The organism is Roseobacter sp. AzwK-3b, from assembly GCF_000170875.1.
GTDB lineage: Bacteria > Pseudomonadota > Alphaproteobacteria > Rhodobacterales > Rhodobacteraceae > Roseovarius > Roseovarius litoreus.
In genome coordinates this window covers 76,209-89,340 of record NZ_ABCR01000007.1, presented here as the reverse complement: position 1 = coordinate 89,340, position 13,132 = coordinate 76,209, and the positions used below count along the sequence as shown (strand labels likewise).

At 64.5% G+C, this 13,132-nt stretch carries 11 protein-coding genes; 6 read left to right on the top strand and 5 right to left on the bottom strand.

All coding sequences use genetic code 11. The features are described 5' to 3' along the window. Window positions 1-23 precede the first annotated feature (23 nt). From RAZWK3B_RS13220 to RAZWK3B_RS13205, 4 genes are all read right to left on the bottom strand, one after another. On the bottom strand, window positions 24-671 hold the full coding sequence (locus RAZWK3B_RS13220) for a BON domain-containing protein (protein WP_037295849.1): 648 nt from the start codon (window positions 669-671) through the stop codon (window positions 24-26). Window positions 672-947: 276 nt separating this feature from the next. Beyond that, on the bottom strand, window positions 948-1,622 hold the full coding sequence (locus tag RAZWK3B_RS13215; protein ID WP_007815926.1) for a phosphoribosyltransferase: 675 nt from the start codon (window positions 1,620-1,622) through the stop codon (window positions 948-950). Window positions 1,623-1,645: 23 nt separating this feature from the next. Further along, on the bottom strand, window positions 1,646-2,182 hold the full coding sequence (locus RAZWK3B_RS13210; protein ID WP_007815924.1) for an Hsp20/alpha crystallin family protein: 537 nt from the start codon (window positions 2,180-2,182) through the stop codon (window positions 1,646-1,648). A gap of 115 nt (window positions 2,183-2,297) precedes the next feature. Next, entirely contained in the window at window positions 2,298-3,248 is a 951-nt protein-coding gene (locus RAZWK3B_RS13205; RefSeq protein WP_007815922.1) for a LysR family transcriptional regulator, read from the bottom strand. Between the two features lie 166 nt (window positions 3,249-3,414). Between RAZWK3B_RS13205 and RAZWK3B_RS13200 the strand changes: the two genes are divergently transcribed. The 5 genes from RAZWK3B_RS13200 (at window position 3,415) to eda (ending at window position 10,548) form a co-directional block, all read left to right on the top strand. Beyond that, a complete protein-coding gene (locus RAZWK3B_RS13200) occupies window positions 3,415-4,434 on the top strand; it encodes a TAXI family TRAP transporter solute-binding subunit (protein WP_007815920.1) in 1,020 nt (339 codons plus the stop codon). A 111-nt stretch (window positions 4,435-4,545) separates the two neighbouring features. Continuing rightward, on the top strand, window positions 4,546-6,789 hold the full coding sequence (locus RAZWK3B_RS13195) for a TRAP transporter permease (RefSeq protein ID WP_007815919.1): 2,244 nt from the start codon (window positions 4,546-4,548) through the stop codon (window positions 6,787-6,789). Continuing rightward, window positions 6,773-8,032 (top strand): NAD(P)/FAD-dependent oxidoreductase, encoded by a 1,260-nt coding sequence (locus RAZWK3B_RS13190; RefSeq protein ID WP_007815917.1) that lies wholly within the window; start codon window positions 6,773-6,775, stop codon window positions 8,030-8,032. Before RAZWK3B_RS13195 ends, RAZWK3B_RS13190 begins: the two co-directional genes overlap by 17 nt. A gap of 54 nt (window positions 8,033-8,086) precedes the next feature. Then, on the top strand, window positions 8,087-9,910 hold the full coding sequence (gene edd, locus RAZWK3B_RS13185) for a phosphogluconate dehydratase (protein ID WP_007815909.1): 1,824 nt from the start codon (window positions 8,087-8,089) through the stop codon (window positions 9,908-9,910). Further along, window positions 9,907-10,548 (top strand): bifunctional 4-hydroxy-2-oxoglutarate aldolase/2-dehydro-3-deoxy-phosphogluconate aldolase, encoded by a 642-nt coding sequence (gene eda, locus RAZWK3B_RS13180; protein ID WP_007815907.1) that lies wholly within the window; start codon window positions 9,907-9,909, stop codon window positions 10,546-10,548. Before edd ends, eda begins: the two co-directional genes overlap by 4 nt. A 12-nt stretch (window positions 10,549-10,560) precedes the next feature. Here eda and RAZWK3B_RS13175 read toward each other — a convergent pair whose 3' ends face one another. Then, window positions 10,561-11,259, bottom strand: a complete 699-nt coding sequence (locus RAZWK3B_RS13175) for a GntR family transcriptional regulator (protein WP_007815906.1) — start codon at window positions 11,257-11,259, stop codon at window positions 10,561-10,563. 262 nt (window positions 11,260-11,521) lie between these two features. On the opposite strand from RAZWK3B_RS13175, the gene RAZWK3B_RS13170 reads away from it, so the two are divergent. Then, window positions 11,522-13,066 carry an ABC transporter substrate-binding protein gene (locus tag RAZWK3B_RS13170; protein WP_037295845.1) on the top strand — a complete coding sequence of 515 codons (1,545 nt, stop codon included), beginning with the start codon at window positions 11,522-11,524 and terminating at the stop codon, window positions 13,064-13,066. Window positions 13,067-13,132: the final 66 nt, after the last annotated feature.

Genomic DNA, 13,132 nt, shown 5'->3' with positions numbered 1-13,132 from the left:
GCCGGGCGCAGGGGTGCAGCAGGTCAGGAGACCGAGATCCGATCCTCGACGGATTTGACGCCGGGCACCGACCATGCCGCGCGCTCGGCGGTCTGGCGGTCCTTGATGTGGCGCACATGCCCCGACAGGATCACATGCCCGGAATCGACCGTGATCCTGATGCCCGAGGCTTCAAGCTCGGCATCGCGGCGCAACGCGTTCTCGATCCGCTCATGCACGTCCGAGGGGCTGAAGGAGGGGCTGATCGAAATCGCGTTGGTCAGGCCCGTCATCCCCGCCAGACCCCGGATCGCGCGGGCGGCGGCCTGTTTCTGGAAGTTCCATTGGACATCCCCGCTGAGCGTCACCCAACCGTTATGCACCTTGACCCGAATGACGTTTTCCGGGACCGAGGTATTCCATTCCAATATGTGCAGGATCCGCTTGGCGATATCGTCATCGGCCGTCCGGTGCGTGCCTATGGGGCGCACCTCGATATCGACGACAATGCCGCGCACGCCCTTGACGCGCATCGTGACCTTTTCGGCGGTCGCGCGTTCGGCAAAGGTCGTTACATGCCCGGTGAGCGTGACCACACCTTCGTCCACGCAAACGCCGATATCAGCGGCGTCGATGCTTGGTTCGAAATCGAGCGCGTCCAGAATATCCTGCTGAAGATCAGTGTCTTTCATGCCATCATCCTCCGTCATCAGAGAGCCGTTGTCCGGCACGGCTCAGACTGCGGCGGACTGGTGATATCGGCATTGATCGTGGGCAACGCGAGGCCCTGAAAAGCGGCGATGTGGCGGGATGGATTGCACCGAATGCGGGCCATGAAGTGCCCGAACGTGCGCACTAAGAAAGTGACATGGACGAGCGGGATCCATGACCGGGGCCACCGCATTGTTCGCCGCCTGCGCGATATGTGGCCGGGTCTTGCGCGGGCGCTTGAGCGGTGAGAAAGGCTGTCAGTTCTGCCGCTCGTCGGCCTTGCGCTGACGCAGAGCGGCGTTCTGCATGAGACGGATCACCTCGTCATCGGGCACTTGATCGAAACGTCTGTAGGCGCCGCCCACGGCGCCGAAATGCAAATGCGGTTCGGGACAGATCAGCATGTCGACCTCGGCTTGCAAGGCGTCGAGCACGTCCGCGCTGGCAACCGGGACCGCAAGGATCACCCGGCGGGGCTTCATCTGGCGCAGCGATGCGAGGGCCGCGCGCAGGGTCGTGCCGGTGGCGATCCCGTCATCGACCAGAACCACGGTGCGGCCCGTCACCGGCACAGGGGCCTTGTCGCCCAGATAGGCGCGGCGGCGGCGTTCGAGTTCAGTGCGCTCGGAAGTGGCGAGCGCATCCACATCGGCGCGCGTCATCCCGAAAAGCCGGGCCACGGGGGTGTTGACCACCAGCCCCGCATCGCCCGGCCCGGTGACCGCGCCGATGGCCAGTTCCCGGTTTCGCGGCGCCCCGACCTTGCGCACGAGAATGAGATCGAGCGGCGCATCCAGCGCCTCGGCGATCACCGCGCCGATCGGCACGCCGCCACGCGGCAAGGCCAGAACGACCACATCTTCGTCCGCAAGTGGCGGCAAGGCGCTCAGAAGCTGTCGCGCGGCGTCCTCACGGTCGTCATATATGGGCATCTGGCCTGTCCGATCTTGCCGCGTCAGCCTGACTTGATGGCGATCTTGCGTTCCTTCTCGCGGGCTTCGGGCGTTTTGGGCATGGTCACGCGCAGCACGCCATCCGAAAAGCGGGCGTCAATCCGGTCGGGGTCGGCACCGGGGGGCAGCTTGCAGCGGCGATGGAAGGCGCCGAAGCTGCGCTCGCTGAGGTGGTAATTGTCCTCGTCGGTTGTCCTTTCCTCGGTCTTTTCGCCGCGGATCGACAGGGTGCCGTCGCTGACCTTGACCTCGACATTGTCGGCGCTCATGCCCGGCAGCTCGGCGGTCAGTTCGAAATCGCCGTCGCGTTCCACAAGGTCCATTGCGGGCATCGGTGCCATGGCCGAGCGCAGCCGACCAAGCGGCTGACGGCGCGAGAGGCCCCAGCCCCAAGGGTCGAATTCATCGAACAGGCGGTCGATCTCGTGGCGCAGACCGGGCAGGATGCCCATCCCCTGCCCCGTGATGTCGGAGGTGGCGGGCGCTGTCTGCACCTCGACGGTGCCGGGTTTGGCTGCATCGGATTTCTTCTTGGACACGGGTCGTGACCTCCATCTGGACAGATGCGACAGGATGCGCCCCTGCGGCGCGCCGCCGGGACATGTCGATTGGGAGGCATCATGGAAAAGGCGCGCCGGGACGCATTGATGATAGTCAAGCGCGCGGCATGCCCGCGCCGCCCCGAAGGGCCGCGTTGATCTGCGAGACCTCGTCCTGCCAGAGTGCGATGAAGGCCGAGGCCAGATGCGACGGCGGGCGGTGCGCCGGTGTCAGTATATGAAAATCGACGGTGATTTCAGGGCGGAACGGACGAAAGACGATGCCCTGCTGCTGCACGCCGCGATAGCTTTGGTAGCTTTCGGCGCTCAGCACATCGACCACGGAACAGGCCAGCCCCAGTTCGACGAAATTCAGCAAAGGGATGAAATACTGCGTCTCGTAGCGCAGGTCGAACCGGGCCCCGGCGGCGGCGAAGGCGGCACGCGTATCGCGGTGGGTGGAGTGGCTTTGATGCAGCGCGGCCATCGGGCGACCATCGAGATCGGCAGGGGTTATGATATCGAGCCGCGCCAGCGGATCGGCGGCGGGCACGGCGCAGAGGCAGCATGTCGAGGTGGGCAAGGGCGTGACGAGCTGAGAGGTGCCGCCGATCCTGGCCCCCAGATCAGCGATGCCGAGATCGTAGGATTGCGTCGAGATCAGCTGATGCACCTGAGGCGAGCTGCGGGAAAGGATCGTCGTGCGGATATCCTTGTGCGCGCTGGTCAGCCGACTGACAAGCCGCGGCACCAGAAACACGGATGGCCCCGGCATGGCGACGATACGCAGCTCGCCGCGGGTCAGCGCCTTGAGGTTGCGAAGGTTCTGGCGCGCGGTGTCGAGTTTGTCGAGGATGTCCGTCACCTCGGCCAGAAGGTAATGCGCATCGGGCACGGGATGGAGCCGGCGCGAGCGCCGCTCGAAGAGTTGCATCCCCATCTCGGCTTCGAGCGCGGCAATGGCGGAACTGATCGCGGGTTGGGTCCGGCCCAGATTGCGCGCCGCCTGAGACACCGAGCCGGACAGCATGACTTCACGAAACGAGAGGAGATGCACGATGTTCATGGGCAAGATCTATAAGGGCTTTTTATGATATTCAATAAACTTTGAATTTGCGTTTATGCAAAGGACTTGGCAGGCTTAAGGCAACAGGCGGTTGGACCGCACTGTTCCGGAATGCGCCGGAGACAACCGGCACCGGCTCATCTACCAACAGGGAGCACGAAAACGAATGAAGCACACAAGAACGTTCAGAAACATCGCCATCGCCACGGTGGCCGGTATCGGGCTGGCCCTGCCCGCTGTGGCGCAGGACATGAAATTCTTCCGCATCGGCACCGGCAGCGCCGGGGGCACTTATTTCCCCATCGGCGGCATCATCGCCAACGCCATCTCGAACCCGCCCGGATCGCGCCCCTGCGAAGAAGGCGGCAATTGCGGCGTGCCCGGACTGGTGGCTATCGCGCAATCGACCAACGCCTCGGCGCATAATGTCAACGCGGTGCAGGCCGGGCAGATGGAAGCGGGCCTGACCGGCGCCGCCACCTTGCATTTCGCCTATAACGGCACCGGCGTGTTCGACGGCAATGCAAAGCCCGATTTGCGGGTCATCGCCAATCTTTTCCCCGAAGATCTGCATCTGGTGCTGCCCAAAGGCGCCAAGCTGGAAAGCCTCAAGGATCTGGAAGGCAAGCGCGTGGGGATCGCACAGGCCGGTTCGGGCACGCAGATCGCGGTCGAGCTGATCCTTGCGACCCAAGGCATCACCCGCGACAATATCGAAGAGGCCGAACTGAACAACACCCAGAGCGCCGAGCGTTTGGCCGATGGTCAGCTTGACGCCTATTTCTATGCTGCGGGCACGCCGGTTGCCGCGATGATCCAGCTCGACAACACCAAGGGCATGGAGCTGTATGACTGGTCCGAGGAAGAGTTGACCGCCGGAAACGAGGCGGTGCCTTACTACATCAAGTCACAGATTCCCGCCGGCACCTATCCGGGTGTGGATTACGATGTGGACACGCTGGCGGTGTCGGGCATCCTTGTCACCAATGCCAATCAGGACGAAGAGCTGATCTATGAGATCACCAAGGCGCTGTGGTCGGATACCGCCCGCAAGCTGCTGGACAATGGCCACCCCAAGGCCAAGGTCATCACGAAGGAAACCGCGCTTGACGGTGTCGACGGCATCGGCGTGCCGTTGCATCCGGGTGCCGAGCGCTTCTATCGCGAAGCCGGCATGATCCAGTGAACCGGCTCTGACCATGCACGGGCCTGCCCCAAGGGGCTGGCCCGATTTTCGGGCCGGGCGCGCTGCGCCGCGTTCGGCCTACCCCCAACATCATTGCCAAGGAAGCGCCCCATGGCCAGCGATCGCATGTCCTCGACCCTGGATGCAAGGCAGCTTGAAGAGCTGGAAAAGAAATACGACAGCGCGCTCAATACCCGCGACAACGGGCCGACGCTCAAGATTGCGATCTATTGGGCCACGATCCTGTTTGCCGCCTATCATGTCTGGACCGCAGGGTTCGGAACGCCGGTGGATCATGTGCATATGGGCATCCATCTGGCAGGGCTGTTCCTGTTCATCTTCATTTACTTTCCGGTCAAGCGGACCCCGGCCAGCCTGTCTTATGAGGGGGCGGGACTGCTCAAGCCGGGCAATGTGCCGCTCTATGACTGGGCGATCGCGCTGGCGGGCATGCTGGCGGCGCTGTTTTTGTGGATCAGCTGGCGCGGGCTGGAGATATTCGGCCTCGACATCCCCGAGCAGGCGCTCAGGCAAGGCAATCCGACGACGCCGGACGTGATCCTTGGCACCATCCTGATTTTCGCCACGCTGGAGATCGCGCGGCGCACCATCGGCTTCGTTCTGCCGCTGATTATCGTGGTGTTCATGTGCTATGCCCTGTTCGGCCCGTCGATGCCGGTGCAGATCCTGCAGCATCCGGGCGTGGACTGGCACCAGTTCGTCAACAACATGTATTTCCCCTCGGAAGGGATTTTCGGCATCACGCTCTGGGTGGTCTCGACCGTGGTGTTCCATTTCGTGCTGTTCGGCGTGGTGGCGCAGCGCATGGGGCTGGGACAGTTCTTTGTCGATAACGCGATGATGCTCGCGGGGCGCTATACCGGGGGACCAGCCAAGGTGTCGGTCGTCTCATCGGCGTTTTTCGGCACGATTTCGGGCAGTTCCATCGCCAACACCGTCTCGACCGGGTCGCTGACCATCCCCAACATGAAAAAGATGGGCTATCCGGGCTATTTCGCGGGCGGGGTCGAGGCGGCCTCATCCGCAGGTGGCCAGATCACGCCGCCGATCATGGGCGCGGCAAGCTTCCTGATGGCCGAATATCTGGAGGTGCCCTATACCACCATCGTGATCGCAGCGATCGTGCCGGCGCTGATGCATTACATCGGCGTGTTGTCGATCGTGCATTTCACCGCGAAACGGCTGGGCCTCAAGGCCTATCCCAAGGAGGAGCTGCCCAAGTTCCTGCAGGTCTGGAAGGACGGCTGGTACACGATCATTCCGCTGATTGCGCTGCTGATCGTGCTGTTTTCAGGCTATTCGCCGAACATGGCCGCCTTCATGGGGCTGCTGTTGTGCATCGTGGTGGGCTTCTGTGGCTTTGACCGGCCCCTGACGCTGGCTATTCCCTTGGGTCTCTTGGCGTTCATCTTCTGGAAAGCGTCGCCCGCCAGTGGCGAGGGCTTTTCCGCAACGCTTGCAGGCATCCTTGCGGCGCTCACGATCATCGGCTCGCTTCATCGCAATGAGCGCAAGGATTTCAAGGACTTGCTGGACAGCTTTCATGTAGGTGTCCAATATGCGCTGGCGGTTGGCGCGGCCTCGGCAGCGGTGGGGATCGTGGTGGGGGTCATCAACACCACGGGCGTCGGGTTCCGAATGGGGTTCATGGTCACCAATGGCGCCGCCGACATGGCCGCCTGGCTGCATCCTTTCGTGGGCTGGATCCCCGCCGAGGCGTTCTCATTGAGTGCGCTGCAGCAATTCATCTCGCTCGTGCTGATCGCGATGGCGTGCATCCTGATGGGCGCGGGCCTGCCGACTACGGCGCTTTACATCATGCTGGTCGCAGTCGCGACCCCGGCGCTGACCCAGCTTGGCGTGCCGCCGCTGGCGACGCATATGTTCGTGCTCTATTACGGCGTCATATCCGAGATCACCCCGCCGGTCTGCGCCTCGGCCTATGCGGCGGCAGGGATCGCGGGGGCCAATCCGTTCCGCACGGGACTGAATGCCTTCACGCTGGGATTGGGCAAATTGCTGGTGCCGATGGTCTTTGTCTATGCGCCGGTGATCCTGATCGTGCTGCCGGAATATTTCACGCTGATGTCCTTCCTGCAGGTGTCGCTGACCTGTGCCGCAGGTGTTTTTGCCATCGGCACGGCGGTGGCGGGGTATTTCATCGACCGGATGGGCGGGGTCGAGCGGTTCCTCATGGTGGTAGGGGGGTTGCTTCTGGTGGCGCCGAGCGGATCGAGCGACCTGCTGTCGCTCGGAGTGATCGCACTGGTTCTGGTGCCGCAAGTGCTGCGCAAACGCGCCGAGAAGGCGATAGAAGATGTCGCCGGAGAGTGACGCCGGCGTCACCATTCTGGGCGGCGGCGCCGTGGGCATCTGCACCGCGCTCGAACTGGTGGAGCGGGGCATTCCCGTCCGGCTGATCGACCGGGACGCGCCGGGGCAAGGCGCCTCAAGCGGGAATGCGGGGGTGATCTCGCCTTTTTCGGTGGTGCCGCAATCCATGCCGGGGGTCTGGAAGAAGGCGCCGGGATGGCTGCTGGATCCGCTGGGGCCGGTGGCGGTGCGCGCAAGGCACCTGCCCCGCTTTCTGCCTTGGGCGCTGCGCTTCGTGCTGAATGGCAGCGAGGCGCGCGCGAGGGCGGTATCGGCGGCGATGGACGGGCTGACGGCGGGGTGCGTCGATCTTTACCGTCGCCACCTCGAGGGCACCGGCCATGAGGGGCTGGTGCGCGACAGTTGCTATGTGCTGGCCCATCGCGATCCCGCTCTGGCCAGTGACCGAGGGCTTGATGCCGAATTGCGCCGCATGGCCGGGGCAAGGGTCGAGGTGATCGGGGCGGACGCGCTGCGCGAGATGGAGCCGGATCTGTCGCCGGAGTTCCGCGCCGCGGTGGTGGTGCACGGACAGGCGCGCGCGCTGTCGCCGGGGCGGCTGATGGCGGTGCTGGCGGAGAAGCTGCGGGCCTTGGGCGGCGAGGTGCTGCAGCGCGAGGTGCGCGCGCTGCGCCCCTGTGCCGAGGGCGGCTGGCAGATCGAATGCGAGGGCGAAACGGTGCACGCGGCGCGGGTCGTGGTGTCGGCGGGGGCATGGTCGGCGCGGCTTCTGGCGCCACTTGGGCTGAGGCTGCCGCTGGAGGCGGAGCGCGGCTATCACGTGATGTTCGCCGATCCGGGCGTGACTTTGCGCAATTCGGTGATGGATACGGATCGCAAATTCGTGTCCAGCAGCATGGAGGGCGGGCTGCGGGCCGCGGGCACGGCGGAATTCGGAGGGCTCGATGCCCTGCCCGATCCGCGCCGCGCCGAGACCATCGCCGGATTGGCGCGGCAAATGGTGCCGGGGCTGGGGAGCGCGGCGGTCACCACATGGAGCGGTGTGCGCCCGTCCTTTCCCGACAGCCTGCCGGTGATCGGAGAGATGCCGGGACATCCAGGGCTTTACGGGGCCTTCGGGCATTCGCATTACGGGTTCATGATGGCGCCGCGCACGGGGAGGATCATGGCGGACCTGCTGCGCGGGGCGGGGCCGAATATCGATCTGTCCCCCTATCGCGCGGATCGGTTCGGATCGGTTTGAAACCGGAGCGTGGCGATGCTACGTTACCGCTAACGCCAACCAGCCGGACCTAGCATGACCCTCCACCCCAAAATCGACGCCCTCACGGCCCGTATCCGGGACCGCTCAGCGCGGACGCGCGGCACATATCTCGAGCGGATGCGCCGTGCCGCCGAGGATGGTCCGCGCCGCGCGCATCTGAGTTGCGGCAACCAGGCCCATGCCTATGCCGCGATGGGCGAGGACAAGGACAGGCTGGCAGCGCATCGCGCGCCCAACCTGGGGATCGTGACGGCCTATAACGACATGCTATCGGCGCATCAGCCGTTCGAGCGTTTCCCCGAGCTGATCCGCGACGCCGCACGAGAGGCGGGCGGCACGGCGCAGGTGGCGGGCGGTGTCCCTGCGATGTGCGACGGGGTCACGCAGGGCCAACCGGGGATGGAGCTGTCGCTGTTTTCACGCGATGTGATCGCGATGGCGGCGGGTGTCGCACTCAGTCACAATACGTTCGATGCGGCGGCCTATCTGGGCGTGTGCGACAAGATCGTGCCGGGGCTTGTGATCGCGGCGGCAACCTTCGGGCATATCCCGGCGGTGTTCATGCCGGCGGGGCCGATGACATCGGGGCTGCCCAATGACGAGAAGGCCAAGGTGCGCCAACGCTTTGCCAAGGGCGAGATCGACCGCGACGAGCTGATGCGCGCCGAGATGGAAAGCTATCACGGTCCCGGCACCTGCACCTTTTACGGAACGGCCAACACCAACCAGATGTTGATGGAGTTCATGGGGCTGCATCTTCCGGGGGCGAGTTTCGTCAATCCGGGCACGCCGCTGCGCGATGCGCTGACCCGGGCGGCCACCGCCCGCGCGCTGGCGATCACGGCACTGGGCAACGAATATATCCCGGCGGCCGAGGTGCTGGACGAGCGCGCCTTCGTCAACGGGATGGTGGGGCTGATGGCAACGGGGGGATCGACCAACCTGGTGCTGCATCTGCCGGCCATGGCGCGTGCTGCGGGCATCCTACTGGAGCCGCAGGATTTCGCCGACATCTCGGCGGTGACGCCGCTGATGGCCAAGGTCTATCCCAACGGGCTGGCGGATGTGAACCATTTCCACGCCGCGGGCGGGCTGGCCTTCATGATCGGTGAATTGCTGGAGGCGGGGTTGCTGCACGAGGATGTGCAGACCATCGCCGGGCCGGGGCTGGAGCGCTATACGAAAGAGCCGACGCTGAGAGAGGATACGCTGATCTGGGGGGACGGTCCGGATCGCAGCCGAAACGAAAAAATACTGCGCCCGGTAGGCGATCCGTTTCAGGCCACTGGCGGCTTGCAGGATCTGAGCGGCAATCTGGGTTCGGGCATCATGAAGGTGTCGGCGGTGGCACCCGAGCTGCATGTAGTCGAGGCCCCTGCCCGCGTGTTTCACGATCAGGAGGCGGTCAAAGAGGCGTTCCGCGCAGGAGAGTTTACTGAGGATTGCGTCGTCGTGGTCCGGTTTCAGGGGCCGCGCGCCAACGGGATGCCCGAGCTGCATGCGCTGACACCGCTTTTGTCGGTGCTGCTGGACCGGGGATTGAAAGTGGCGCTGGTCACGGATGGGCGCATGTCCGGCGCGTCGGGCAAGGTGCCCGCCGCGTTGCATGTCAGCCCCGAGGCCGCCCTTGGCGGGCCGCTGGCAAAGCTGAGCGATGGGGATCTGATCCGGGTCGATGCCAAGGCGGGCCAGCTTGAGGTGTTGACCGATGGCGCGCTGGAGCGCGACGCGGCCAGCCCCGATCTGAGCGCAAACACCCACGGGATCGGACGGGAATTGTTCGAGCTGTTCCGGCAATGCGCGGGACCGGCAACGCAAGGCGCCTCGCCCTTGCTGCCGAGCGAGGGCACGCCATGACCCCGCAGCAGGCCAGCGCCGAGACCCGGCGCCTGTGCGGGCTGGCGCCGGTCATTCCGGTTCTGGTGATCGAGGATGCTGCAAAGGCCGAAGGGCTGGCGCGCGCACTGGTAGACGGTGGGCTGCCGGTGCTGGAGGTGACGCTGCGCACGCCTGCGGCACTTGAGGCAATCGCCGCGATGGCCCGAGTGCCGGGCGGCGTGGTGGGCGCGGGCACGGTCCTGACGCCCGAGGACGTGCAAGCGGCCAAGGCAGCGGGCGCGCGCTTTGCCGTGGCCCCCGGCGCGACACCCCGCCTGCTCGAGGCCTGCGAAAGCGCCGATCTGCCGCTCTTGCCGGGGGCGGCCACGGCCAGCGAGGCGATGGCGCTGCTGGAACGCGGCTATGACATGCTCAAGTTCTTTCCCGCCGAGGCCGCGGGCGGCGCGAAGGCGCTGAAGGCCATCGGCGCACCGCTGCCGCAGATCACGTTTTGCCCGACAGGCGGGATCACGCCCGACACGGCCGCGGATTACCTGGCGCTCTCCAATACGCTCTGCGTGGGCGGAAGCTGGGTTGCGCCGAAGGACGCGGTAGAGGCCGGAGATTGGGCACGGATCACCGATCTGGCGCGCAAGGCGGCGGGGCTGAGCGGCTGACGCGGCGGCAGTTCAGGCGCCGCCTTCGGCCTCGAGCTTGCGGAAATGCTCGACCACGGCCTTGCGGGCGACGCCGATATGGTAATCCATCGCGGCACGGGCCTGTTCGGGATCGCCGGTTTCGAGCGCCTCGATGATGAGGTAGTGATTGCGCGCGATCATCCCCGGCTCGTCGAACACCCGTTCGATCAGCGCCGTGCAGGCCTGAATTTCCGAGGCCAGCTTGTCGAACACCGCCAGAAAGCGTTTGTTGCCGCTGGTCTCCACGATCAGCCGGTGAAATTGCAGATCGACCACGATCTGATGCATCAGCCTTTTTTCGGCAGACAAGGCCACCATCTGTTCGATCAGGGCGCGCAGTGGGTCGAGGATGTCGGGCAGCCTGCCCTCGCGCACGACACGGGCGGCGGCTTCGCGTTCGATGCACAGGCGCAGCTCGTAAAGCGCATCGAGGTCTTCGGCATCGATGGTGCGCACGAAGAACCCGCGATTGGCCTTGGAGACCAGAAGCCCCGCACTTTCCAGCAGACGGCCCGCCTCGCGCACGGGCGCACGGCTGACGCCGAGATCGCGGGCGATCACGGATTCGGCCACCCTGTCACCGGGTTTGAGCTGCCCGGACACGATGGCATCGGTCAGGATGCGGGCAATGCGCTGCGAGAGCGCATCGCGGGCAAGAGGCGGAAAGAGTGGTTCAGATTCCATCGGCATGGTCGCAAGCTATCCCTGAAATTGTCGTCTGTCGACAATTTGCCTTGACTCCGTGAGGGCCAGAAGCTGAACTGACCCCATGCCGAATGCCCTAGCGACCCCCGCTTGCAGGGATCAAGGGCAAACATCGCCGGACCGCGCCGAAGAGTGAAAAATCCGCCGGGCGCGCATGACGCAAGGACCAAGGCGGAGGGCGGCCACGCCGGTGCCGAAAACGCAAGCCGGGCTGCGCCCGAAGCAGAATTTCAACAGGGAGCAACAGATGAAGAAGATTTTTACCACGTCGATCCTGAGCATGGGTCTTGCCATGCCGGTAGCCGCGCAGGACGCGGGCGGCCGGCTTGACATCGTCGTGCAGCCTGAGCCGCCCAGCCTCATGCTGGGGCTTGTGCAGAACGGCCCCACCCAGCTGGTCGCCGGGGACATCTATGAGAGCCTGCTGCGCTATGACACCGATCTGAACCCGCAGCCGTCGCTGGCGAAATCATGGGAGATTTCGGATGACGCGCTCACCTATACGTTCAAGCTGCGTGAGGGTGTCACATGGCATGACGGCGCGCCGTTCACCGCAGAGGATGTGGTGTTTTCCGTGGACAAGTTCCTGCGCGAAACCCATGCGCGGCTGCGCGTGAGCCTTGCGCATGTGGAGTCGGTGACCGCCCCGGACGATCATACGGTGGTCTTCCAGCTCAAGAACCCCTTCGGGCCATTCATTGGCGTCTTCGAGGCCGGCACGATGCCGATGGTGCCCAAGCATATCTATGAGGGCACTGACTACGCCAACAACCCGGCGAACAACACGCCGATCGGTACAGGCCCGTACAAGTTCGAGGCCTGGGAAAAGGGCAGCTATATTCATCTGGTCAAGAACGAGGATTACTACCTCGAGGGCCAGCCCTATCTGGACGAGATCTATTACCGGGTGATCCCGGATGCCGCGGCGCGCGCCGTGGCCTTCGAGAATGGCGAGGTCGATGTGCTGCCGGGCGGCTCGGTCGAGAACTGGGATGTTCAGCGGCTCACGCAGATGGACGGGGTCTGTTCCACCGGTCAGGGTTGGGAATATTTCGCGCCGCACGCGATGGCATGGATGAACAACCGCGAAGGGCCGACCGCCGACACGCGGTTCCGCAAGGCGGTGATGTATGCGATGGACCGCGAATTCGTGAAGGATGTGATCTGGAACGGGTTCGGCAAGGTCGCCACCAGCCCGGTATCGTCGAAGACCAATTTCTATACCGACGACACGATCATGTACGACCACAACCCCGACAAGGCCCGAGAATTGCTGGCCGATATGGGCTATGACGGGGAAGCGGTGCGCATCCTGCCCCTGCCCTATGGCGAGACGTGGCAGCGTTGGGCCGAGGCGATGAAGCAGAACCTGTCCGAGGTGGGCATCAATGCCGAGGTCGTGGCCACCGACGTGGCCGGCTGGAACCAGAAACAGGCCGAATGGGATTTCGACATCGCCTTCACCTATCTCTACCAGTATGGCGATCCGGCCCTGGGCGTGGCGCGCAGCTATCTGTCCACGAATATCGCCAAGGGCAGCCCGTGGAACAACGTTGCGGGCTATGCCAATGAAGAGGTCGACGCGATGTTCGCCGAGGCTGCTGTCGCCGCCACCCCGGAGGCACGACAGGAGATCTACACGGAAATCCAGCAGACGCTGGTGGATGACGTGCCCGTGGCGTGGCTTCTGGAGATCGAGTTTCCGACGATCTACCGCTGCGAGGTCAAGGACCTTGTAACCACCGGGATCGGCATCAATGACGGTCTGCGCGACGCGTGGATCGAGAAGTAAGCCCCTTGCCGACAGGGCGGCCAGTCCGGGAGATACCGGGCCGGCCGTCTTTGCGTCCTGACCATT